At 71.8% G+C, this 22,951-nt stretch carries 22 protein-coding genes and 1 tRNA gene; 9 read left to right on the forward strand and 14 right to left on the reverse strand.

The genetic code is table 11. From position 1 onward, the window contains the following. Positions 1-76: 76 nt before the first annotated feature. A complete protein-coding gene (locus PV682_RS11905) occupies positions 77-850 on the forward strand; it encodes a sulfite exporter TauE/SafE family protein (RefSeq protein WP_319727421.1) in 774 nt (257 codons plus the stop codon). Here PV682_RS11905 and PV682_RS11910 read toward each other — a convergent pair. Beyond that, positions 777-1,661 carry a methylenetetrahydrofolate reductase gene (locus tag PV682_RS11910; RefSeq protein WP_319727424.1) on the reverse strand — a complete coding sequence of 295 codons (885 nt, stop codon included), beginning with the start codon at positions 1,659-1,661 and terminating at the stop codon, positions 777-779. The two genes, PV682_RS11905 and PV682_RS11910, sit on opposite strands and share 74 nt — an antisense overlap. Before the next feature lie 345 nt (positions 1,662-2,006). Between PV682_RS11910 and PV682_RS11915 the strand changes: the two genes are divergently transcribed. After that, a complete protein-coding gene (locus PV682_RS11915; protein ID WP_319727426.1) occupies positions 2,007-2,717 on the forward strand; it encodes a cobalt-precorrin-6A reductase in 711 nt (236 codons plus the stop codon). Here PV682_RS11915 and PV682_RS11920 read toward each other — a convergent pair. From PV682_RS11920 to PV682_RS11935, 4 genes are all read right to left on the reverse strand, one after another. Then, positions 2,704-3,129, reverse strand: a complete 426-nt coding sequence (locus PV682_RS11920) for a hypothetical protein (RefSeq protein WP_319727429.1) — start codon at positions 3,127-3,129, stop codon at positions 2,704-2,706. The genes PV682_RS11915 and PV682_RS11920 overlap by 14 nt on opposite strands. 51 nt (positions 3,130-3,180) lie before the next feature. Further along, a complete protein-coding gene (locus PV682_RS11925; protein ID WP_319727432.1) occupies positions 3,181-5,241 on the reverse strand; it encodes an MDR family MFS transporter in 2,061 nt (686 codons plus the stop codon). Between the two features lie 88 nt (positions 5,242-5,329). Further along, positions 5,330-6,112 carry a precorrin-6A synthase (deacetylating) gene (gene cobF / locus PV682_RS11930; RefSeq protein ID WP_319727435.1) on the reverse strand — a complete coding sequence of 261 codons (783 nt, stop codon included), beginning with the start codon at positions 6,110-6,112 and terminating at the stop codon, positions 5,330-5,332. Between the two features lie 60 nt (positions 6,113-6,172). Beyond that, on the reverse strand, positions 6,173-6,640 hold the full coding sequence (locus PV682_RS11935) for a DUF309 domain-containing protein (protein WP_319727444.1): 468 nt from the start codon (positions 6,638-6,640) through the stop codon (positions 6,173-6,175). An 83-nt stretch (positions 6,641-6,723) separates the two neighbouring features. On the opposite strand from PV682_RS11935, the gene PV682_RS11940 reads away from it, so the two are divergent. Next, positions 6,724-6,797 (forward strand) — tRNA-Pro (locus PV682_RS11940). 71 nt (positions 6,798-6,868) lie between these two features. Here the strand turns inward: PV682_RS11940 and PV682_RS11945 are convergent. The 3 genes from PV682_RS11945 to PV682_RS11955 are packed head-to-tail and all read right to left on the reverse strand — an operon-like array spanning position 6,869 to position 9,973. Then, positions 6,869-7,762: a carbohydrate ABC transporter permease gene (locus tag PV682_RS11945; RefSeq protein WP_319727453.1), complete on the reverse strand. Its 894-nt coding sequence runs from the start codon at positions 7,760-7,762 to the stop codon at positions 6,869-6,871. A gap of 1 nt (position 7,763) precedes the next feature. Further along, positions 7,764-8,666 carry a carbohydrate ABC transporter permease gene (locus PV682_RS11950; RefSeq protein ID WP_319727477.1) on the reverse strand — a complete coding sequence of 301 codons (903 nt, stop codon included), beginning with the start codon at positions 8,664-8,666 and terminating at the stop codon, positions 7,764-7,766. After that, positions 8,663-9,973, reverse strand: coding sequence for an extracellular solute-binding protein (locus PV682_RS11955; protein ID WP_319727488.1), 1,311 nt, complete (start codon positions 9,971-9,973; stop codon positions 8,663-8,665). Before PV682_RS11955 ends, PV682_RS11950 begins: the two co-directional genes overlap by 4 nt. Before the next feature lie 234 nt (positions 9,974-10,207). Here PV682_RS11955 and PV682_RS11960 point away from each other — a divergent pair, with 234 nt between their 5' ends. The 4 genes from PV682_RS11960 to PV682_RS11975 all read left to right on the forward strand — a co-directional run bounded on the left by PV682_RS11960 (position 10,208) and on the right by PV682_RS11975 (position 13,864). Then, positions 10,208-11,254: a LacI family DNA-binding transcriptional regulator gene (locus PV682_RS11960; protein ID WP_319727497.1), complete on the forward strand. Its 1,047-nt coding sequence runs from the start codon at positions 10,208-10,210 to the stop codon at positions 11,252-11,254. 9 nt (positions 11,255-11,263) lie between these two features. Beyond that, positions 11,264-11,617, forward strand: coding sequence for a zinc ribbon domain-containing protein YjdM (locus PV682_RS11965; RefSeq protein WP_055720350.1), 354 nt, complete (start codon positions 11,264-11,266; stop codon positions 11,615-11,617). 154 nt (positions 11,618-11,771) lie between these two features. After that, the gene (locus tag PV682_RS11970) at positions 11,772-13,478 is read left to right on the forward strand and encodes a SulP family inorganic anion transporter (protein WP_319727529.1); all 1,707 of its coding nucleotides are present in this window, start codon (positions 11,772-11,774) and stop codon (positions 13,476-13,478) included. Further along, positions 13,475-13,864 (forward strand): pyridoxamine 5'-phosphate oxidase family protein, encoded by a 390-nt coding sequence (locus tag PV682_RS11975; RefSeq protein ID WP_319727538.1) that lies wholly within the window; start codon positions 13,475-13,477, stop codon positions 13,862-13,864. Before PV682_RS11970 ends, PV682_RS11975 begins: the two co-directional genes overlap by 4 nt. A gap of 10 nt (positions 13,865-13,874) precedes the next feature. Here the strand turns inward: PV682_RS11975 and PV682_RS11980 are convergent, their stop codons facing one another. Beyond that, a complete protein-coding gene (locus PV682_RS11980) occupies positions 13,875-14,600 on the reverse strand; it encodes a TetR/AcrR family transcriptional regulator (protein WP_319727546.1) in 726 nt (241 codons plus the stop codon). A gap of 143 nt (positions 14,601-14,743) precedes the next feature. On the opposite strand from PV682_RS11980, the gene PV682_RS11985 reads away from it, so the two are divergent. Continuing rightward, positions 14,744-16,174 carry an MFS transporter gene (locus tag PV682_RS11985; protein ID WP_319727555.1) on the forward strand — a complete coding sequence of 477 codons (1,431 nt, stop codon included), beginning with the start codon at positions 14,744-14,746 and terminating at the stop codon, positions 16,172-16,174. Between the two features lie 122 nt (positions 16,175-16,296). On the opposite strand, the gene PV682_RS11990 is transcribed toward PV682_RS11985, so the two are convergent. Further along, the gene (locus tag PV682_RS11990) at positions 16,297-16,872 is read right to left on the reverse strand and encodes a Uma2 family endonuclease (protein ID WP_319727576.1); all 576 of its coding nucleotides are present in this window, start codon (positions 16,870-16,872) and stop codon (positions 16,297-16,299) included. Positions 16,873-17,007: 135 nt separating this feature from the next. Further along, the gene (locus PV682_RS11995; RefSeq protein WP_319728922.1) at positions 17,008-18,465 is read right to left on the reverse strand and encodes an aminotransferase class I/II-fold pyridoxal phosphate-dependent enzyme; all 1,458 of its coding nucleotides are present in this window, start codon (positions 18,463-18,465) and stop codon (positions 17,008-17,010) included. Between the two features lie 125 nt (positions 18,466-18,590). Here PV682_RS11995 and PV682_RS12000 point away from each other — a divergent pair, with 125 nt between their 5' ends. Continuing rightward, the gene (locus tag PV682_RS12000) at positions 18,591-19,157 is read left to right on the forward strand and encodes a 3'-5' exonuclease (RefSeq protein ID WP_319727581.1); all 567 of its coding nucleotides are present in this window, start codon (positions 18,591-18,593) and stop codon (positions 19,155-19,157) included. A gap of 4 nt (positions 19,158-19,161) precedes the next feature. Here the strand turns inward: PV682_RS12000 and PV682_RS12005 are convergent, their stop codons facing one another. The 3 genes from PV682_RS12005 to PV682_RS12015 form a co-directional block, all read right to left on the reverse strand. Next, entirely contained in the window at positions 19,162-19,980 is an 819-nt protein-coding gene (locus tag PV682_RS12005) for an SAM-dependent methyltransferase (protein ID WP_319727588.1), read from the reverse strand. Between the two features lie 100 nt (positions 19,981-20,080). Then, complete coding sequence (locus PV682_RS12010; protein ID WP_319727596.1) at positions 20,081-21,412, reverse strand: enolase C-terminal domain-like protein; 1,332 nt, start codon at positions 21,410-21,412, stop codon at positions 20,081-20,083. 37 nt (positions 21,413-21,449) lie between these two features. Beyond that, entirely contained in the window at positions 21,450-22,781 is a 1,332-nt protein-coding gene (locus tag PV682_RS12015; protein WP_109363628.1) for a gluconate:H+ symporter, read from the reverse strand. Between the last annotated feature and the right edge of the window lie 170 nt (positions 22,782-22,951).

A 22,951-nucleotide genomic window follows, 5' to 3' on the forward strand; every position in this document is an offset into this window, starting at 1 on the left:
CGAGAAGTCCACAGTGTCACGCGGTGAGACGCCCTTTCCCTACCCCGGATGCGTGGGCATAGCATCGGTCAACGCAATGAACACGATGACTCTGTGGCACATCACCGGCTGGGAGTTCGCCGCCCTCGCCCTCGCCGCCCTCCTCGTCGGCTTCTCCAAGACGGCCGTGAGCGGCGCGAACACCGTCAGCCTCGCGGTCTTCGCGGCGGTCCTGCCGGCCCGCGCGTCCACCGGCGTCCTGCTGCCGATCCTGATCGCCGGGGACGTCCTCGCCGTCCTCACCTACCGCCGGCACGCCCACTGGCCCACGCTGTGGCGGCTCTTCCCGGCCGTCGCGGCGGGGGTGATCGTCGGGACGGTGTTCCTCGTGTGGGCCGACGACGAGGTCGTACGGACCTCGATCGGGGCGATCCTGCTGCTCATGGCGGGGGTGACGGTCTGGCGCCGCCGCCGGGCCGACTCCGCCGACGAGCCCGACGCCGTCGTCACCCGCGCCGGGCGGTTCAAGGCGCGGTCCTACGGGGTGCTCGGCGGGTTCACGACGATGGTCGCGAACGCCGGGGGGCCGGTGATGTCGATGTACCTGCTGTCCGCCGGGTTTCGGAAGCTGGGGTTCCTGGGTACGTCCGCGTTCTTCTTCCTGATCGTCAACGTGTCCAAGGTGCCCTTCAGCGCCGGGCTCGGGCTCATCGACGGGAACTCGTTGCTGCTCGACGCGGCACTGGTGGTGTTCGTCGTGCCGGGGGCGCTGATCGGGCGGTGGGCCGTCGACCGGATCAACCAGCAGTTGTTCGAGAGGCTGGTGATCGCGGCGACTGTGGTGGGAGGGGCGCAGCTGCTGCTCCGGTGAGCCACGCCGACGTCGCCTCCAGGCCGCCGAACGTGTAGAAGTGCAGGGCCACTTCGCCGTGGATCTCCGGTACGAGACCCGCCGCGAGCGCCCGCAGGAAACGGTCCGGGCCCGCCGTACCCATCAGCTGCGTCAGCGAGAAGCCGTACTTGCGGGCTATGCCGGTGCTCGTGGCGACGCCGAAGCGGCGGGCGTACGCGACGAGGCGGCGGACGCCGGCCGGGCCGGGGACGCCGATGCGGACGGGGACGTCGACGCCCCTCGCCCGCGCCTCTTCCAGCCACGCCAGGACCGGGTCCACGGCGAAGCCGAACTGGGTGGTGACGGTGGCCGCGAGGTTCTGTTCCCTCAGTGCCGAGGTCTTCTCCTCCAGCGCCGACCACAGGGCCTCGGTGCCGATCGCCGGGTGGCCCTCCGGGTAGGCGGCGATGCCGACGTGCCGTACGCCGTGCTCCTCCAGCAGGCCCGAGCGGATCACCGACAGGGCGTCGGGGTACGGGCCGTGCGGGGTCGTGGGGTCGCCCGCGACGACGAACACGGACTCCGCCGCCTGCGCCGAACGCAGGGCCGCGAGGGTTTCGCCCAGCTCCGCCGGGGAACGCAGGCGGCGGGCCGACAGGTGGGGTACGGGGATCAGCCCGTGCTTCCCGACGGCCCGCGCGGCGTCGACCCTCGTGTCCAGGTCCTCGGACGCGAGGTGCGTGATGTTGACCCGGGTACCGGGCGCGAGCCCCGCACCCTCCAGGGCCGGGGCGTCCTTGCCGGTCATCTCCAGGGACGCGCCGAGGAACAAGGAGTGCGGTGCCGTCATGCGTCGTCGAGTTCCTCACCTGGTGAAAAGGGGCGGACCAGGCTAACAAGCGGGGGTACGGCCGCGCTGTGGCGGGCGTCTCGTAGGGTCGGGGCTGTGCATGTGCTGATCCTCGGGGGGACGACGGAGGGCCGGGAACTCGCGGCTGCGCTGACCGGGGCGAGCCTTGCCGCCTCTGCTGCCTCGGGGCTTGCGGCTTCCGCCGCCCCTGAGCGTGCCGTCTTCGCGGCCTCCGGGCCTGCGGCCTCTGCTGCCCCTGAGCGTGCCGTCTCTGCTGCCCCCGGGCCCGCAGCCTCTGCTGCTCCCGGGCCTGCTGCCTCCGGGCCTGCGGCCTCTGCTGCCCTCGTGCCTGCGGCCTCCGCCGCCCCCGTGGCCGCCGCCCCCGCGTCCCCCGTGCGCGTGACCACTTCGCTCGCCGGGCGCGTGTCCCGGCCCGGCTCCCTCGCCGGGGACGTGCGGATCGGGGGGTTCGGCGGGGTTGATGGGCTGGCCGCGTGGGTGCGGGAGCATCGCGTGGGCGCGCTCGTCGACGCCACCCATCCCTTCGCCTCGCGGATCACCGCCAACGCCGTCGCCGCTGCCGCCGTCACCGGGGTGCCGTTCGTCGTGCTGCGGCGGCCGGGGTGGGAGGCGGGGGAGGGGGACCGGTGGTACGACGCCGGGTCGCTCGCGGAGGCCGCCGCGCTGCTGCCCCGGCTCGGCCGCCGGGCGCTGTTGACCACCGGGCGGCTGGAGCTGGCGGTCTTCGCCCAGGTCGCCGGGGTGCATCTCGTCGCACGGTCCGTCGAGGCGCCCGAGCCGCCGCTTCCGGGCGACTGCGACGTGCTGCTCGCGCGCGGGCCGTTCACCGTCGAGGACGAACTCCGGCTGCTGCGGGACCGCCGTATCGATGTGGTCGTGACGAAGGACAGCGGGGGCGCCGCGACGGCCGCGAAGCTCACGGCCGCGCGGGAGCTGGGGGTGCCGGTGATCGTCGTACGCCGGCCCCCGGCGCCGTACGGGGTGGACGTGGTCGGCGATGTGGCGGGTGCGGTGGCCTGGGTCAGGGCGCTGTGACCGACGCCCGCAGGCGGTCGATCGTACGGAGGATCTCGGCGCGGTTCTTGGCGGACTTGATCCAGGCGGGGAGTCTGGCGACGTAGGTCATCCGGCGGTGCTCGTGCTCGTGCCAGGGCGCGTGTTCGCGGAGGCCGGCGGCGACGAAGTCCCTGAGGACGGTGAGGTGTTCGAGGTTGTAGGCCCAGATCGTGCCGTGGCGGGTGCCGGCCTCCAGCCACAGGGGGAGGGCCCGGCTCCCCCGTCCGTCGACGGCCGCGAAGCCGCAGGAACGGCAGATCACCCGCACCTCGCGGTCCGCTCTGCGGTGCTCGCGGTGGGCGAGGCGGTCGCAGCGCGGGCAGTGCACGAGGGCCGAGTCCGCGTAGTGGAACAGCTCCGTGCGGACGTCGTAGAAGCGGGTCGGGGACATGGGAGCAGTATGCGCGAGGGGTGGGGGAGCGAGGCATCCGGATTTCGGCGCCTACCCCGCCGTGACCTCCTTCCGCTCCCGCATCCCGCTGCTCAGGTCCTCCACCAGCAGTCTCTTCGCGATCGCGTCCACCGCCGCGTGGAGGTCCCCGCTCGACGGCCGGCCCAGGTCCCGTTCGACGTGGTCCTTCAGCCAGTCGCCCCACGCCTCCGAGATGACGCGGGCCTCGCGGGCGCCCGCGTCCGTGTGGGTCAGGAGGGTGCCGGTGCGGGTGAGGTACCCCTCCTCGACCATGCGGTCGAAGACGGGGAGGAGGACCTCCGGGGGGAGGTGGCGGCGGGCCGCGATGAGGCCGAGGCTCGCGTGGCCGACCATCCGGGTGTGGAGTTCGACCTGCATGACCGCCCAGGCGCCGGCGATGTCGAGGCGGGTGTCGGAGTCCTCGACGATGCGGCGGGTGGTCTCCAGGCCCGTGCTGCCGATGATCTTCGCGACCGATGCCTCCAGGACCCGCCGGGAGTCCGCGCCGCTCGGGGACGCGAAGCCCTCGCCCAGGTCCGTGGAGCCCGCGCGGGCGCTGTCGCGCAGGGGGACCTGTTTCAGCAGCAGGGCGACCAGGAAACCGAGCGCCGCGACCGGGACCGTCCACAGGAACACCGTCTGGATGGTGTCGGCGTACGCGTCGATGATCGGCCCGGCGGCTCGCGCGGGGAGCTGGTGGACGCCGTCCGGGCTGGTCGCCGCCTTGGTGAGGGCTGCCGCGTCCGCCGTACCCGTCGCCGCCGCCTCTCCGATGCCGTCCCGCAGGTTGGGGCCGAGCGCGTTCGTGTAGATCGTGCCGAAGACGGCCGTGCCGAAGGAGCTGCCCAGCGTACGGAAGAAGGTGACGCCCGAGGTCGCGGTGCCGAGGTCGGCGTACTCGACCGTGTTCTGCACGGCGATCGTCAGGACCTGCATGCACAGCCCGATCCCGAAGCCGAGGACGAACATGTACAGCGACTCCAGCCAGGCCCCCGTACCCGGCCCCATCCGCGACATCAGGAACAGACCGAGCCCCATCACGAGCGAGCCGGCGATCGGGAACACCCGGTACCTGCCGGTCTGGCTGATCACGTTGCCGCTGCCGATCGACGCGATGAGCAGGCCGAGCACCATCGGCAGCGTCCGTACCCCGGAGACGGTCGCCGAATCGCCGTCCACGTACTGGAGATAGCTCGGCAGGTACGTCATCGCGCCGAGCATCGCGAACCCGACGATGAAGCTGAGCACCGAGCACACCGTGAACACCGGGTTGCGGAACAGCCGCATCGGCAGCATCGGCTCCGCAGCCCGTGTCTCCGTCCAGCAGAACAGGCCGAGCGCGAGCACGCCGCCCACGAACAGGCCGACGATCACACCGGAACCCCACGCGTACTCGTTGCCGCCCCAGCTCGTCGCCAGGATCAGGGCGCTCGCGCCGAGCGCGACCCACGCGATGCCGAGGTAGTCGATGACCGGGCGGGACACGGACCTGACGACCGGGATCGTGCGCGCGGCGGCGAGGACCACGACGACCGCGATCGGGACGTTCACGTAGAACGCCCACCGCCACGACAGGTGATCCGTGAACAGGCCGCCGAGCAGCGGGCCGACCACCGTCGCCACGCCGAACACCGCGCCGATCGCGCCCTGGTACTTGCCGCGCTCCCGCAGCGGGATGACGTCCGCGATCAGCGCCATCGCCGTCACCATCAGGCCGCCCGCGCCGATGCCCTGCACCGCGCGCCACGCGATCAGCAGCGGCATGTTCGTCGCCAGGCCGCACAGGAACGAGCCCGTGATGAACACGATCGCCGAGACCTGGAAGACCACCTTGCGGCCGAACAGGTCGCCGAACTTGCCGACCAGGACCGTCGCGACGGTCTCCGCGAGGAGGTACGACGTCACCACCCACGACATGTGGGAGGCGCCGCCGAGGTCCGACACGATCGTGGGCAGCGCCGTCCCGACGATCGTCTGGTCCAGGGCCGCGAGCAGCATGCCCAGCACGATCGTCACGAAGACGACGTTGCGGCGGCGGGGGTCCAGTACGGGGGGCTGCGCGGCCGGTGGCGAATCCTGGGTGACGGTCACGGGGACACGATCGCGCCGGGGGGAGGGAGGCGCACGCGGGGAGGGCCGACCGGGGTGTTCTGCCGCGGTCGGGTACGGGGTTTCCCCCTCACCCCTCCTTCGGCCTGCGCCGCAGCAGGTACGTGTCCATGATCCAGCCCTTCCGCTCGCGCGCCTCGGCCCGCACCTCCTCGATCCGGGGGCCGGCCTCCGCGATCGGCCCCGAGACGAGGATCTCGTCCGGTGTGCCGAGGTACGCCCCCCAGTAGATGTCGATGTCCTCCTGGCCCTCCCGCGCGAGCCCCCGGAACGCCTGGTGCGCGTCCAGCATCACCACCACGTCGTCCACCCCCTCCGGGAACCCCGCCGCGAGCCGCCGCCCGGTCGTGATCTGGACCGGCCGCGCGACCCGGTTCAGCCCCGTGCGGTGCCGGGCGACCAGCGCGGAGACACTGCTGACGCCCGGGATCACGTCGTACGTGAAGTCGACGTTCCCCCGCGCGAGGACCTCGTCCAGGATCGCGATCGTGCTGTCGTACAGCGCGGGGTCGCCCCAGACCAGGAACGCGCCGGTCTCCTGGTCGGTGAGCTCCCCGGTGATCAGCCGCTCGTAGATGTCCGCGCGGGCACTGCGCCAGTCGCCCACGGCGGGGGAGTACGCGGTGCCGCCCGCCGTACGGTCCCGCTCCGGGTCGCGGGCCTCGACGACCCGGTACGTCCCCTCCGGAACATGCGTCCTCAGCATCTCCCTGCGCAGGTCCGTGAGGTCGCTCTTCGCCTCGCCCTTGTCCAGGACGAAGAACACGTCCGCCTCCCGCATCGACCTGACCGCCTGGAGGGTCAGGTGTTCCGGGTCGCCCGCGCCGATACCGATGACATGAATCCTTCGCACGCCCCCGAGTCTGCCGTACGGCACTGACAACGCGGTCGGCGCGGTGCTGGTGCGTGCCGGTCAGCGCAGCCTCGGTGCCCTCGCCGCCGGGTCCACGGGCCGTTTGCCGATCTCGTCCGCCAGAGCCCGCGCCCAGGCCACGACGCCGGGGAGATCCATGCCGTACGACGTCCCCGGCCACCGCTCGACCTCGTCCGCCCCGCGCCGCAGCAGCCGTACGCCGCCGGTCTCGTTGCCCCGCGCCGCGTGCGTCAGCCCCACGGCGAGCTGCGCGAGCGCCCGCCACAGGGGGCGCTCCTCCTCGGGGCCGGTCTTCCAGGCGTCCTCGAAGACCTCGTGGGCATGGAAGGGCTTGCCGGCGTCGAACAGCGCCTGCGCCTCGGCCACGGTCCGCGCCGGGCTCCGCACGATCCCCTCCGGCTGCCTCGGCACCCCCGCCTCCCCGTACGGCAACGGGCGCCCCAGCCCGTCCCTGGGCCGCGCGCTCCTCGCCCGCCCCGCACTGTCCCTGTCCCGCGCCTGAGCCATACCCCGATTGTCCCGCCTTCGGAGCGGTACCCCGGGTGGGGTAGAGTTCTGTTCGCGCGACCGCCTACTCGTGGGCCGCGCATCGGGACGTGGCGCAGCTTGGTAGCGCACTTGACTGGGGGTCAAGGGGTCGCAGGTTCAAATCCTGTCGTCCCGACTGTGATAGTCGCGGGTCAGGGGCCTTGCCGGAGAGATCCGGCAAGGCCCCTGACCCGTTTTCGGCGTCGGTCAGCGGCTGAATCCGGCGGTCAGACCGCTCAGCAGCTGACGGCGGCCGAACACGTACAGGATGATCAGGGGCAGGGTCGTGAGGACGACGGCGGCCAGGAGGGCGGGGACGTTGACCCCGTACTCGCCCTGGAAGGTCCACAGGGCGAGCGGCAGGGTCCGCTGGGACGGGCTCTGGGTGAGGATCAGCGGCAGCAGGAACCCGTTCCAGATGGTCAGCGCGTTGAAGATGGTCACGGTGAGGATGGCCGGGCGGGTGAGCGGCGCCGCCAGGCGCCACAGTGTCCCCCACTCGGTGGCGCCGTCCACCCGCATCGAGTCGAACAGTTCCTTGGGCACGTCGCGGATGAAGTTGGCGAGGATCAGCACGGACAGCGGGATGGCGAAGGCGATCGACGGCAGGATCAGCGCCAGCAGGCTGTCGTACAGCTGAAGCTTGATGATGATCAGGTAGACCGGGATCACCGTCGCCTGGAGCGGGATGGCGAGGCCCATGAGGAACAGGCCGTTCACCACCCGCAGGAACCGCATGCGCCAGCCGCGCACGATGGCGTAGGCGGCCATGAAGGAGACCGCGACCGCCGGCACCACCGCGCCGACGGTGACCACGACGCTGTTCCAGAGGTAGCTGAAGAAGTCGGACTCGAAGACCAGTTGGTAGTTGTCCAGCGTGGGATCGGTCGGCGGCGCCAGCGGGTTGCTCGCGTAGTAGGTGCTCCGCTCCTTGAGGCTGGTGATGAGAATCCAGTACAGGGGGATGACGACGACGGCCAGCCAGAGCCATCCGGCCAGACCGCCCAGCCAGTTGCGCCGCCCGGCGGTCGTACCGCGACGGTGCCCCCGCTCCCGGCGGGTCGTCTTCTGCGGCTGCGGTTTGGTCAGCGTGGTGGTCATGTCACACCCCTTCGAGCTGGCTCTCGCCGGCGTCCCGGCCGCCGAGCCGGCGCAGCAGCAGGGCGAGGGCGAGGCCCACCAGGACGAGGATGACCGCGATGGCGCTGGCCGGCCCCATCAGGCTGGCCTGGAAGCCCCGCTTGTACATGTCCAGCGCGAGGACCCGGGTGGCGTCCGAGGGGCCGCCCTCGGTCAGGACGAAGATGAGGTCGAAGAAGGTGAGCGAGCCGACCACCATCAGCGTCGACGAGGTGATGATGGTGTATTTGAGCTGGGGCAGCGTGATGCTGAAGAACTGGCGGACCTGCCCGGCGCCGTCCAGCTGAGCGGCCTCGTACAGGGACCGCGGGATCTGCTGGACGCCCCCCTGGTAGATCAGCGAGTGGAACGGCACGAACTGCCAGGAGACCACGAAGATGACGACGCCGAAGGCGAGCCACGGGCGCCCCAGCCAGTCCTTGCTGAGCCACTCGACCCCGAGCCCTGCGCCAAGACCGAAGTTGGGGTCCAGCAGCGCCTTGTACGCGACCGCGATCGCCGCCGAGCTGAGCAGGAGCGGGACGAAGTAGATCAGGCTCAGCACCGCACGGTAGCGCTGGCGGCCCGCCAGGAACGTGCCGAGCAGAATGCTCGCCGGGGTCTGGACCGCCCAGGACACGGCCATCACCAGGAACGTCACCCACAGGGCGTGCGGCAGCCCGGGGTTGGTGAGCACCGCACGCCAACTGGTCAGTCCGGACGGGTGGATGGCGCCGATCCCGTCCCACGTCGTGAAGCTGAGCGCGAAGACGCCGACGAGCGGGACGACGGCGAAGCCGACGAAGAACAGCAGCGCCGGCACGGCAAGCCAGGGCAGGACGCCGCGCCGGCCCTCGCGCCCCGCCGGGTTCGTGAGTGCGCTCACGTGCCGATGACCTTGTTGAGATTGGCGGCGAACTGCTGCGGCGATATCGACAGTTGGAACAGCTTGGTGATGTTGTCCAGCAGCGCTTCGGCGGCCGTCGGGCTGAGCGCCTGGTCCCAGGACTGGCTGAACGACTTCGCGTTGCTCGCGATGCCGTACACGAACTCCAGGAACTCGGAGCTCTTGGAGCCGGACAGCAGTTTCTGCGAGTCCTTCCGGATCGGCACCGCCCCGGTGTCGATCCACTCCTTCACCTCCTCGTCCGTGAGGACGCCGGTGGCGAAGAACTTCTTGGCGATCTCCTTCTGCTCGGCGCTAGCTTTTGAGGAGATGGACAGGTACTGGGCCGGGTTGCCGACGGAGTTGCTCGGGTCGCCCTTGCCGCCTTCGACGGGCGGGAAGTTCATGAAACCGAGGCCGCCGCTGGAAACGAAGTTCTTGCCCTCGGTCTGCTGGATGCCGTACGACCAGGTGCCGTGCAGCATCATCGCGGCCCTGCCGGTGTACAGCAGCGCCTGGTCGGCGTTGGAGTCCGCGGTGATCGAGGAGAAGCCCTTGATGAATCCGCCCGCCTTGACGAGGTCCTGCACCTTGGTCAGCGCCTCGATGGCGGCCGGGTGGGACCAGGCGTCCTTCTCGCCGTCGTAGGCGGCCTGGAACACCTCGGGGCCGCCGATGCGGTCGAACAGGAACTCCAGCCACATCATGTTCGTCCACCGGGACTGGCCGCCGAGGGCGAACGGGGCTATGCCCTTCGCGTTGAACCGGGGTACCAGGGCCATGATGTCGCCCCACGACTGAGGCGGCTGGACGCCGACGTCGGCGAAGACCTTCTTGTTGTAGAACAGGACGATCGGCTCCACGCTCTCGGTCGGGACCGCGTAGATCTTGCCGTCGACGGTCGCCGGGCCGAACGAGTTCGGGAAGAGCCGGTTCTTGAGGTCGGGGTGTTCGGCGAACCACGGGGTGAGGTCGTCGACCTGGCCGGCCTTCACGTAGGAGCGCAGCGTGCCGCCGCCCCACCCCCAGATGATCGTGGGCGCCTTCCCGGCGCCGATGGCGGTCTTGATCCTTGTCTTGTAGGCGTCGTTCTCGAAGGTGGTGACTTCGATCTTCCCCTTGGGGTTGGCCTTGTTGAACCGCTCGACCGCGCCGGTTCTGACGCCTTCCTGAGGCTGGCCGCTCAGGTGCCAGTACGTGGCCGTTCCGGCGTCGTCGCCGGGGCCGGACGAGCCGCAGGCCGCGAGGGCCGCGGAGGCCGGCACGGCGGCGGCTAAGCCGAGGAGGGTACGTCGGGAGAGTGCCATATTCATCTCCACACTGGTGAAAGGTTTTCGAAAAAGCCTTCTCCGAGCTCCGTTCGTGCAAATTAAGTTTCGAACTGACGCCCTGTCAAGGTGCGTGCAGGCACGTTGTCGTGATGTAGGCAGCCCCGTAATATCGGGCGGGAAAGCCCCTCAAGGAACCCCGACAGGACCGAAACGATTTCGAAAACGACTGGTCAGGGACAGGGTCGCTGGACGTACAGCTGGGAGGAACCGATGCGTCCGAACGCCAGGCGCACCACCTTGGCCGACATCGCCCAGGCGGCGGGAGTCTCCGTCGCGACCGTGTCCAAAGTGGTCAACGGCCGCGGTGACGTGGCGCCGCACACTCGCAGCCGGGTGCAGGAACTGCTGCGTCAGCACGACTACCTCGCGCCCGTGTTCCGCCACACCGAGGCCGTCGAGACCCCGACCGTCGAGGTGCAGTTCCAGGGCGGCCTCAAGTCGTACGTGGCCGAGACCCTCGAAGGCATCATCGACTCCGCCGCCGCATCGGGGGCCTCGGTGGTGATCAGCAAGGCGTCCCATGCCCCGCACTGGGCCCGGGACCTGGTCTCCGCCGGGCGCCGTGCCGTCATCGCGGTCACCAGCGTGTACACCGCGGCGCACCTGAACGAACTGGCCCGGTTCGGGCTGCCGTTGGTCGTGCTGGACCCCCTGCACCTGCCGGACAGCCGCGTCCACAGCGTCGGGTCGACCAACTTCGGCGGCGGCCTGGCCGCGACCCGGCACCTGCTCTCCCTGGGGCACCGCCGCGTCGCCTACGTCGGCGGACCGGCCATGGCCGTGTCCAACCAGGCGCGCGTGCACGGCTACCGCGCCGCCATGGAGGAGGAGGGAGTGCGGGTACCCGACGCCTACGTCCGGCCCGGAGAGTTCACGTACGAGGCCGGGCTGCTCGGCGCCACCGCGCTCCTGGGCCTGCGGGAGCCGCCGACGGCGGTCTTCGCGGGCAACGACGAGATCGCCGTCGGAGTCATCGAGGCCGCCCGCACCCGGGGCCTGCGCGTCCCCGAGGACCTGAGCGTGGTCGGCTTCGACGACACGAGCATCGCCCAGATGGCCTCGCCGCCGCTGACCACGGTGCGCCAGCCGCTGCGGGAGATGGGCGGCGCCGCCCTGCGCACCGTCCTTCGGCTGGCCAACGGGGAGAAGGTCGAGTCCCACCACGTCGAACTCGCCACCGAACTCGTGATCCGCGCCTCGACGGCACCACCCCGCGAAGAGCCTTCGGCGCACAGACAGCCACAGGTGTCCGGATAGGCTCCCCGGATGAACGAGAATCCTCCCCCCTGTCCGACGTGCTCGTGCGAGTACACCTACGAGATGAACGCCCTGATCGTGTGCCCGGAGTGCGGGCACGAGTGGGTGCCCGGCGAGGCGCCCGCCGTCGCCGCGGAGAGTGAGCGGGTCGTCAAGGACTCCGTCGGGAACGTGCTGCGGGACGGGGACGCCGTCGTGGTGGTGAAGGCGCTGAAGGTGAAGGGGAGCCCCTCGGGGATCAAGGCCGGGACCAAGGTGCGCGGGATCCGGCTGGTGGACGGCGTGGACGGACACGACATCGACTGCCGGATCGACGGGTTCGGGGCGATGCAGCTGAAGTCGAGCGTGGTGCGCAAGGCCTAGGGACCGGCCCTGGCGGGCCCCGGCGTACCTATGATGCGGAATTGCTAAATTTCGCAAGTCGTTAGATGCTGTATGCGCTGTGCTCGCAGGTTGCCGCGAGCACAGCGTCTTCGCGTCCGAACGCCGCCGGGGCACCGATCAGGGGAAGGCGCCTGTGTCCGCACCGCTGTACCGGGGAGCCCTCGCACGGCTCGCCGCACTGCTGCCCTCGCGTACGGACCTGGAGCAGATACGCCGCGACCCGCGCCGTGACCTTCTCGCCGGGCTGACCGTCGCCGTCGTCGCCCTGCCCCTCGCCCTCGGGTTCGGCGTCTCCTCCGGGCTCGGCGCCGAGGCGGGGCTCGCGACGGCGGTCGTCGCGGGCACGCTGGCCGCGGTGTTCGGCGGCTCGAACCTCCAGGTGTCGGGCCCGACCGGCGCGATGACGGTCGTGCTGGTGCCGATCGTCGGCGCGTACGGGCCGGGCGGCGTCCTCACGGTCGGGCTGATGGCCGGCGTGATGCTGGTCGTGCTGGCGGGGCTGCGGGCGGGCCGGTACATGCGGTACATCCCCGCGCCCGTGGTCGAGGGGTTCACCCTCGGCATCGCCTGCGTGATCGGCCTCCAGCAGATACCCAACGCCCTCGGTGTCCCCAAGCCGGACGGCGACCGCGTCCTCGTCGTCGCCTGGCGCGCGGCCGAGGAGTTCGCGAAGTCCCCGAACTGGACCGCCCTGGGCCTCGCCGTGTCCGTCGCCGCCCTGATGCTGGCCGGTGCCCGGTGGCGGCCCACCGTCCCGTTCTCCCTCCTCGCCGTCGCCGCCGCGACCGCCGTCGCCCAACTCGCCCACCTCGACGCGGCGCGGCCGATCGGCGACCTGCCCGCCGGGCTCCCCGCGCCGTCGCTGGCGTTCCTCGACCCCGGCGCGCTCGGCACCCTGCTCGCCCCGGCCGTCGCGGTCGCGGCGCTGGCCGCGCTGGAGTCGCTGCTGTCGGCGTCCGTCGCGGACGGCATGACCGTGGGCCAGCAGCACGACCCGGACCGGGAGCTGTTCGGCCAGGGCCTCGCGAACATCGCCGCCCCGCTGTTCGGCGGCGTCCCCGCGACCGGGGCCATCGCCCGCACGGCCGTCAACGTCCGCACCGGCGCCGCCTCCCGGCTCGCCGCCCTCACCCACGCGGCCGTCCTCGCGCTCATCGTCCTCGCCGCCGCACCCCTCGTCTCCAGGATCCCGCTCGCGGCCCTCGCCGGGGTCCTGCTGGCGACCGCGATCCGCATGGTCGAGGTCGGCTCCCTCAAGGCGATGGCCCGGGCGACCCGCTCCGACGCCGCGATACTCGTCCTGACCGCCGCCGCCACCCTCGCCCTCGACCTCGTGTACGCCGTCGTCATCGGCCTCGCCGTCGCGGGCGCCCTCGCCCTGCGCGCCGTCGCCCTCCAGGCCCGCCTCGACGAGGTCCCCCTCGACCGGGGCGACCACACCGCCGAGGAACACGCCCTGCTCGCCGAGCACATCGTCGCCTACCGCATCGACGGGCCCCTCTTCTTCGCCGCCGCCCACCGCTTCCTGCTGGAACTCACCGAGGTCGCCGACGTCCGCGTCGTCGTCCTGCGCATGTCCCGGGTGACCACCATGGACGCCACCGGCGCGCTCGTCCTCAAGGACGCCGTCGACAAGCTGCGCCGGCGCGGCATCGCCGTCCACACCTCCGGCGTACGGCCCGGCCAGCGCCAGGTCCTGGAGTCCGTGGGCGCCCTCGACCCCGCACGCGACCACCCCAGCACCCCCGAGGCGATCCACGCCGCCCGCACCCACCTCGTACGGACCGGTGTCCTGCCCGCCCCGACGTCTGGTACGCGCGACGAGGAAGCCCGCCGATGACCGCACCCCGTATGACCGAACTCTCCGGCGCCGAGGCCCTGTGGCTCCTCGAAGGCACCACTCTGGGGCGGCTCGTGTACCCGCTGCGCGAGACGACCGCCGTACGGCCCGCCCGGCACGTGTGGGAGTACGGGCGCCTGGTGATCCGTACGCCGGTGGCGGCGGCGGCGATTCCGGGGGCCGCCGCCTATCACGCGGACGAGATCCGGGTCGTCCACGGCACCGGGTGGAGCGTCACCGTCGACGGGCCCGTCGAGATCGTCACGGACGTCGACGAGGCCGCGCACTATCGCCGTACCCTCGCGGGCTGGGCGCACGGGCCGCACGACACGCTGCTGCGGCTGCACCCCAAGACGGTCACCGGGTTCCGGCTCGGCCGGGGCTGAGGGCGGTGGGTCAGGGCCGCTCCGGGGCGAGTCCTCCGAGCAGGGCCCTCAGGGTGAACTCGAAGCGGTCGTGGCCCTCGCCCGAGGTCAGTTCGGTGATGTGGGCGACGGTGTTGGGGAAGCGGTCGGCGGGGAGCATACGGTAGCGCTCGGCCAGGGCGGCGCGGTTCAGGACGCGCTGGTCGGTGCCGGTGGCGGGGTCGTGGCGCAGGGAGACCTCGAAGCAGTACGCCGAGACGTAGAGGAACGCGGCGTCGATCGCCCACGCCGCGGACCGGGCGGGTACTCCGGCGGCCAGCAGGATCGTCAGCATGCCCTCGCTCAGGCGCAGCGCGTCCAGGCTGTCGGGGGCGGCGGCCAGGGCGGCGCGGGAGATCCCCGGGTAGCGGAGGTACTCGTCGCGCAGGGCCCGGCAGACCTCCAGCATCTGCTCGGTCCAGCGGGCCGGGTCCGGCCGGGGTACGGGGATCCTGGCGCAGACCTCGCTGATCAGGAGTTCGTCCAGTTCGGCCTTGTTGCGTACGTGGGCGTACAGCGAGGCCGGGCCGGTCTGGAGGGCCGCGGCGACCTTGCGCATCGTCAGGGCCTCGAAGCCGTCGGTCTCGATGAGGCGGAACGCCTCGGCCATGATCCGGGCGACGGTGATCGGGGGTTTTCCGGGCGGCTGGTCCGGCTTGTCGAGGGCGGCGATCTTCGCGGCCCAGTCGTCGCGGTTTCCGGCGCTCTTGTTCGTCACGGGGTCAGCATAGCTTGACTCGAACGCCGTTCCCTGTCTAGAACAGTGTTCGTCAACAGAACGTCGTTCGCATGAAGAACGACGTTCGTGTCAAGAACGCTGTTCGTGTGAAGAACGTCGTTCGTTCTGCTCCGAGGAGTCCCATGACCACCACCGCCCGGGAGCCCACCTTCCGCTCCCTGCGCGAGGCCCGCCTCGCCCTCGTCGGCCTCTCGGCCGTCTTCCTGTTCGAGATGATGAGCAACACCGTCCTCACCGTCGCCCTGCCCACCATCGGCCGCGAACTGGGCGCCCCGACCGTCGCCCTGCAATGGGTCACGAACGCCTACTCCGTCGTCTTCGGCGGGCTCATGCTCGTGTGCGGCGCCCTCGCCGACCGGCTCGGGCGGCGGCGCGTGATGGTCGCGGGGCTCGTGCTGCTCGGCGTCGCCTGCCTCGCGACGGCCGCCGTCACCAGCACCGGCGAGCTGATCGCCGTCCGCGCGGTGATGGGGGTCGCCGCCGCGATGACCACGCCGGGGACCATGGCGATGGCCTTCCGGCTGTTCGAGGACGAGGGGCTGCGGGTCCGGGCGATCACGCTGATCTCGACCGTCGGGATGGTGGGGCTCGCGATCGGGCCGACCGTCGGGGGGATCGTGCTGTCCTTCGCTCCGTGGCAGGTGCTGCTGCTGGCGAACGTGCCGATCGTGGTGCTCGCGATCGTCGGGATCCGGGCCGGGGTGCCGGTCGACGATCCCGGGGAGTCGCATCGGGCGCCCGCGGATCTGGCGGGCGGGGCGCTCGGTACGGTCGCGCTCGTGCTGGTGCTGGTCGCGCCCAGTCTGTTCGTGGAGTCCGGTGCCGGGGGGTGGGCGCCGTGGGGTGCGGCCGGCGGGGCCCTCGTCGCCGGGTTCCTGTTCGTGAGGCGGCAGCGGTCCCATGCGCATCCGCTGCTCGACCTCTCGCTCGTCGCCCGGCCCCGGGTGTCCGGCGGGCTGGCGTACAAGGCGGCTGCCGGGCTCGCGAACGCCGGGCTGGCCTACCTGGTCACGCTCCAGTTGCAGCTCGACCGGGGGTGGTCGCCCACGCTGGCCTCGCTCGGGATGGCGCCGCAGGTCGTCGTGCTGATCGCCGGGGGCCCTTTCGTGCACCGGTTCGTCCAGCGGGCCGGCCTCGACCGGGCCGCCTGGACCAGCGCCGCCTCCGTCGTCGCCGGGCTCGCCCTCTACACCCTGTCCGGGCGGCTCGGCTATCCGTGGGTGGCGCTCTCGCTGGTGTTCGTCGCCGCCGGGATGCGGGTCGTCGGTGCGGCGGCCGGCGTCAACGTCCTCGACGGCCTTCCCGCCGACCGCACGTCCACGGGCGCCGCGCTCATCGACACGGCCGCTGAGGTCACCGCCGCCGCCGGGGTCGCCACGGTCGGCACCGTCCTCGCCGCGGTCTTCGCCGGGAACGTCACCGCCGGGCACTGGACCCCGACCCAGACCGGCCAGTTCCACGAGGCGGCCACCCTCTCCGGAACCGCCCTCACACTCACCTCCGCCGCGCTCCTGGCCTGGGCCATGCACCGCACCCGCCGGACCAGGGCCTGACCGACACCGCGCAGACCGTCATGCGCGCCGGCTCCCTGCCCCGTCCGGGCTCAGCGACCACGCGGTACGCGGACCGGGGGCGCCCCGGGCGGCGGGGCTGAGGCGGGTCGGGGGTTCCGCGATCAGGACCCGTAGAGCGGCAGGACGCCGGTGTCGACCGGGGAGGGCAAGGGGGCGGGCAGTTCGACCGTCTCCCCGTACACCCCGTGCACCTGCCCTCGGTACTCCCCGTCCTTGGGCCGGGTGTGCAGAGTCCAGCGCCCGGTACGGGGATCCAGGACCAGAAGCACGGCGACTCCGGCGCGGGCGTACCAGCCGTTCTTGTCGGTGATGTCCTTCGCCTTCTCGGACTGTGAGATCACCTCGACCGCGAGACCGACATCAGCGGGGTCGGCGAGCCAGGAGTCGTCCTCGTCCCACTCCACCGGGAGGACCGTCAGGTCGGGTGTGGCGTAGTCGTCCGGGTCCTCAGGCATGGCGATCGAGGACATCTGGTACGGGGCGAGGCCGGCGGGCAACCGGGATTCGATCTGCACGCGGAGCCGACGGACAGTGCCCGCGTGCTTGCCGCGCGGGGTGGGGGACATCACGAGGCTGCCTCCGATGATCTCGACCCGGAGTCCGGTGGACGCCTCGATCCGCTCGGCGGCCTTCCGTAGATTGCCGGGGTGCGGGCGCCGCACAGGCAGGGGCACCACTACCCGCCTCCTCATCAGCAGTCGATCGCTCACCACGCTACCGGGCCACTTCCCGGCACGGCAGCCGTCGGCCGGGCCATGGCGGATGCCTTTGGCTCCTGGCCGTCCGATGCCGTGCCGCCTGGGGGAGCGGTCCTAGTGTTCGGTGCTCACCCGTACCGTTCGCAGGTTCGGGTCCGCTGCGTCCGGGATCACCATTCCTGCTGTGATGCCGGTGCGCAGGTACTCCAGGACGCCGGGGCCGAGGCGTTCGCCGGGGAGGGCCGCGGGGATTCCGGGTGGGTAGGGGGTGAGCATTTCCGCCGCGATGCGGCCGTGGGCTTCGGTGAGGGGGATGTCCTCGGTGGGGCCGAAGAAGGCGTCGCGGGGGAGGAGCGCTTGGTCGAGGCGGAGGTCGGCGGGGGAGGGGAGGGCGATGGGGGAGGGGGCGGGGAGGTCGGGGGCGTGGGTGAGGGCGGTCAGTGCGGTGAGCAGCGTGCCCGCTGTCGTCGCGGTGTCGGCGTGGGTGAGCTGCGCGGTGACACGGCGGTGGTCGGCGAGGTGGACGTCGATGGAGTGGTGGGCGCGCAGCCAGTCGGCGGCACGGTAGCCGCTCGTCCCCAGGTCCGTGAGGTCGACGACGATCTGGAGGGGATCGAGGTCGGCGGCTCGGCCCGGTCCGCAGAACTCGGCCCGCCCCTCCACGCGCAGGCCCGGTGTGGAGCCGATACGGGCACGGGTCCGGTGGGCGAGGGCGAGGGTCTCGTCGTACAGCTCCTTGCCGTGTTCCACCATCTGGCGGCGCCAGCCGTCGAGGGCGGCGTGGATGAGGACCGAGGGGCTGGTCGTGCCGAGGAGGTCGGCGCGGTTGGCGAGGGTGCGCGGGTCGAGGCGCGGGCCCTGGAGGTGGAAGACGGAGCCCTGTTCCAGGCCGGAGCCCGCCTTGTGGACGGAGGTGACGCAGATGTCCGCGCCCGCGTCCATCGCCCACGTGGGCAGGTCGGGGTGGAAGGGGAGGTGCGCGCCCCACGCCTCGTCGACGATCAGCGGCAGCCCCCGCCGGTGGCAGACGCCGGCGATCGTGGCGAGGTCAGCGCAGGTGCCGTACGGGGTGGGCGAGGTCACGAGCGCGCCCCGCGCGGACGGGTGCGCGGAGAACGCGGCCTCGAAGGCGTCCGCGTCGGGCGGGTGGGCCAGATGCCGGGCCGCGTCCCAGCGGGGGTCCACCCAGACCGGCCGGATGCCCGCGAGGACCAGCCCCGAAACCACCGACTTGTGCGCGTCCCGCCCGATCAGCAGCTCCTCGTGCGGGCCCGCGACCGCGAGCATCGCCGCCTTCACGGACAGGGAGCTGCCACAGGTCGAGAAGAAGGTGTGCTCGGCACCGACGGCGTCCGCCATCAGCTCCTGCGCCCGCTCCAGGACGCGGTGGGAAGCGGCCCTGTCGTCGAGACCGCCGGTCGCGAGGACGTCGGAGCGGAAGACGGCGTCGCCCAGTACGGCCCGTACCCGCGGATCGGCCCCCCGGCCCTGCCGGTGCCCCGGTGGCGTGAACGACAGCGCGTGCCGCCGCGCCGCGAGTGCTTCGAGTACGGGTGCGTGGGAGTGGTCCAGCATGATCGGCCTCCTCGGGGAGGGGCGAGTACCCGGGGGAGGGGGCTGTACACACGGCGACAGGGCGTCGGCGCGGCCGGGAAAACGGGGTGCCGGGCCCTGGCCGGCATCCCTACCCTCGGCCCATGCGCCCCGAATCCGCCCTCCTCAACGTCATCGACTTGGAAGCCACCTGCTGGGACGGGCAGCCGCCGCCCGGTTCCGTGAACGAGATCATCGAGATCGGGCTGACCGTCGTGGACCTCACGGCCCGGACCCGGGTGTCCCGGCACCGCATCCTGGTCCGGCCCACCCGGTCCCGGGTGAGTGCCTTCTGCACGGAGCTGACCGGGCTGACGCAGGCCGAGGCGGCGCGGGGGGTGTCCTTCCCGGAGGCGTGCCGGGTGCTCGTCGAGGAGTACGGCGCGGGGGTGCGGCCGTGGGCGAGCTGGGGCGAGTACGACCGGCGGCAGTTCGCTCGGCAGAGCCAGGCCGACGGGGTGGCCTACCCGTTCGGCTACTCGGCCGAGCGCACCCACACCAACGCGAAGGCCGTGTTCACCGAGGCGTACGGGCTGCGCGGGAAACCCGGCATGGCGCGGGCCCTCCAGCTCGCCGGACTGCCGCTGGAGGGACGCCACCACCGGGGCGAGGACGACGCGTGGAACATCGCCGCGCTCGTGCTCGACCTGGTGGGGCGGGGGGCGTGGTGAGCACTCAGGCGTCCTTGCGTCCCACGCCCCCGTAGAAGCCGATCGGCGGCAGGTCCGGGTCCGGGGTCTCGTCGGTGGCGTCGGGGCGCCAGGTCGGGACCGTGACCAGGCCCGGTTCGAGGAGGGTGAAGCCGTCGAAGAACTCCAGGACGCGGGCGTGCGGGCGGGGGTTCATCGTCGCGGAGGCGTTCTTGTAGATGGCGACGGCGTCCGCGCGGCGGTCCTCGTGGAAGTCGACCGTGGCGTGGGTGAGGACGAGGTAGGAGCCCGCGGGGAGGGCGTCCAGGAAGGCCGCCATCAGCGCGGACGGGTCCTCGTCGTCCTTGATGAAGTGCAGGACGGCGACCAGCAGGAGGGCCACCGGCTCGTTCAGGTCGATGACCCTGCGGACGTCCGGGTGGTCGAGGATCGCGCGCGGGTCGCGCAGGTCCGCGAGGACGACGGAGATGCCCTCGTCGTCGTCCAGCAGGGCCATCGAGTGGGTGCCGACGATCGGGTCGTTGTCGACGTACGCGACCCGGGTCTCCGGGGCGATCTCGCGGGCGATCTGGTGGACGTTCGGCTCGGTGGGCAGGCCCGTGCCGATGTCCAGGATCTGCCGGATGCCGCCCTCGCCGACCACGTGCCGCACGGCCCGCCGCAGGAAGGCGCGGTTCGCGCGGACGGCGACGCGCACCTCGGGGGCCGCGGCGATGAAGCGTTCCGCGGCCTCCTGGTCGACCGGGTAGTTGTCCTTGCCGCCGAGGAAGTAGTCGTACATCCGCGCCGGGTGCGGACGGCTCGTGTCGATCTTCGGGCGTTCGGTGGGGCCGGGGGCGGTCATGGGCGGGCTCCGTCCTGGCGGTCGGCTGCGCAGAGCCGGGCGCGGGATGACTTACGGAACATCATCTTGGCACCCGGACGCCGGGAACGGAGCCCGGGGGTCAACTCCGCACCAGGCAGGGGCGTTTGGCGTCGAACGTCCACTCCGGAACCAAGTACCGCATCCCTACGGCGTCGTCGCGCCCCGCGAGGGAGTGCTCCGCGTACAGCGCCTCGGCGGCGGCGAGGCGCTCCCGGTCGAGGGTGACGCCGAGACCGGGCGCGTCCGTCACCGCGACCTCGCCGGCGACGATGCGCGGCGGCTGGACGGTGAGGCGCTCCAGGCCCTCCTGCCAGATCCAGTGCGTGTCCAGGGCGTTGTACGCGCCGGGCGCGGCGGCGCCGCAGTGCGCCATCATCGCCAGCGAGATGTCGAAGTGGTTGTTGGAGTGGCAACCCCAGGTCAGGCCCAGGGAGTTGCAGAGCTGCGCGACGCGCACCGAGCCGGACATCGTCCAGAAGTGCGGGTCGGCCAGCGGGATGTCGACCGAGCCGAGCGCGAGCGCGTGGGTGAGCTGGCGCCAGTCGGTGGCGATCATGTTGGTGGCAGTCGGCAGCCCGGTGGCCCGGCGGAACTCCGCGAGGATCTCCCGCCCCGAGAACCCGTCCTCGGCGCCGCACGGGTCCTCGGCGTACGCGAGCGTCCCGAGCAGCGGACGGCACAGCTCGACCGCCTCCGCCAGCGACCAGGCGCCGTTGGGGTCGAGGGTGATCCGCGCCTCGGGGAACCGCTGTTTGAGTGCCCGTACGGCCTCGACCTCCTGAAAGCCCGCCAGCACACCCCCCTTGAGCTTGAAGTCCCGGAACCCGTACCGCTCGTACGCCGCCTCCGCCTGCCGCACGACCGCCTCCGGTGTGAGCGCCTCCTCGCGGCGGACGCGGTACCACGCGACGTCCGCGTCCTTCTCCCGGACGTACGGCAGGTCGGTGCGGTCCGGGTCGCCGATGTGGAAGAGGTAGCCGAGGACCCGTACGGCGTCGCGCTGCTTGCCGTCGCCGAGGAGGGCCGCGGCGGGCACCTCCAGGTGCTGGCCGAGGAGGTCGAGGAGCGCCGACTCGATCGCCGTGACGGCGTGGACGGTGGTGCGCAGGTCGAAGGTCTGCTCGCCGCGGCCGTGCGCGTCGCGTCCCGCGAAGGTCTCGGAGACGGCTCGCAGGACCCGCTTGTGGTCGCCCAACCCGGCGCCGACGACGAGGTGTTCGGCGTCGCGCAGGGTACGGGTGATGGCCTCGCCGCCGGGGACCTCGCCGAGGCCGACGCGGCCGGCGGAGTCCTCGACGACCAGGACGTTGCGGGTGAAGAAGGGGGCGTGGGCGCCGGAGAGGTTGAGGAGCATCGAGTCGTGGCCCGCGACAGGGTGCACGGCGTAGCGGGTGACGACGGGCTGGGGCATGGGGTTCCTCACGCGAGTCGGAGCGGGTCGGAGGGAGTCAGAGGGTGTCCAGGACGAGTTCCAGCAGCAGTGTTCCTCCCAGACCCAGGATCGCCAGCACCGTCGTGTAGGTCGTCCGCGCCTTGATCGCCTGGACCACCGACAGGTTGAAGTACTCCTTGAACATCCAGAACCCCGGGTCGTTCACATGGGAGAACGCGATCGAGCCGCAGGACACCGCGAGAACCATGATCTCGGCGTGCACGCCGCTGCCCGCGACCAGCGGGAGGACGACGCCGGAGGCGGTGACGACGGCGACCGTCGCCGAGCCGAGCGCCACGCGCAGGATCGCGGCGACCAGCCACGCCAGGATGATCGGCGAGATCGACCAGCCGTCGGTGGCGTCCTTGATGTAGTCGGATATCCCGCCCTCCACCAGGACCTGCTTGAACGCGCCGCCCGCGCCGATCACCAGCAGGATCATCGCCATCGCCTGCGCGGCGCCCCGGCAGGACGCGCTGACCTCCTCCAGGCTGCGCCCGATGCGCGGCCCGAACGCCCAGATCGCCACGAGCAGCGTGAGCAGCAGGGCGACCGGCGCGGAGCCGATGAACTCGACCGTGTGGACGAGGCCCGATTCCGCGTCGGTGGCCATGTCGGTGACGGCGGCGCCCGCGATGAGCACGACCGGCAGCAGGGCGACCGCGAGCGACCAGGCGAGGCCCGGGAGTTCGTCCTCCTCGAAGACCTTGTCGCTGACCAGGCCCGTCGGCACGGTCGGGTTCATCGCGCGCACGAACGGCAGCCGGGGCCACAGCAGGGCGATCGCCGCGCCGATCGGGACGGCGATGAACAGGCCGTAGAACAGGGTGAGTCCGACGGACGCGTGGAACGTCGCGGCGACCGCCGTCGGGCCCGGGTGCGGGGGCAGGAAGCTGTGCATCGTCGACAGCGCGATCGACATCGGCAGGCCCACCCACAGCAGGTTCACGCCCGTCACCCTCACCAGCGTGAACGCCACCGGCACGATGATGACGAACGCGACCTCGTAGAACATCGTGACGCCGATCAGCATCGCCGTCAGCACCATCGCGACCTGCACCCAGCGCGGCCCGCACACCTCCAGGAGCCGCCCCGCGATCCGCTGCGCGGCGCCCGAGTCGCCCATCACCCGGCCGACCATCGCGCCGAGCCCGATCGTCAGCATCGTGTCGCCGATCTGCCCGCCGAGGCCGTCCGCGAGGACGTCCGGGATCGTCGCGACGGGGATGCCTCTGACCAGCGCGACCCCTACGGCGACCAGCAACAGCGCGGCGAATCCGTTGAGTTTGAGCCTCGTCATGAGGAACAGGAGGACCAGGACGCTGATCCCGACGACCACGAGCGGCATGTGCGGTTCCCCTGTCCGTGGAGGAGACGACGCTGTCTATGTCCTGAGACGAAGGTTAAGTATGTGGACGGGTGGGGTCAATGAGCGTGCAGGGACGCGATCTCGGGAGTGCGCGGCGCGGAAACGGTCCCCCGGTCCGGTCCCTACTGACCGGTCACTTCTGGACTACG

It is taken from the genome of Streptomyces niveiscabiei, assembly GCF_033794345.1.
Lineage (GTDB): Bacteria > Actinomycetota > Actinomycetes > Streptomycetales > Streptomycetaceae > Streptomyces > Streptomyces niveiscabiei.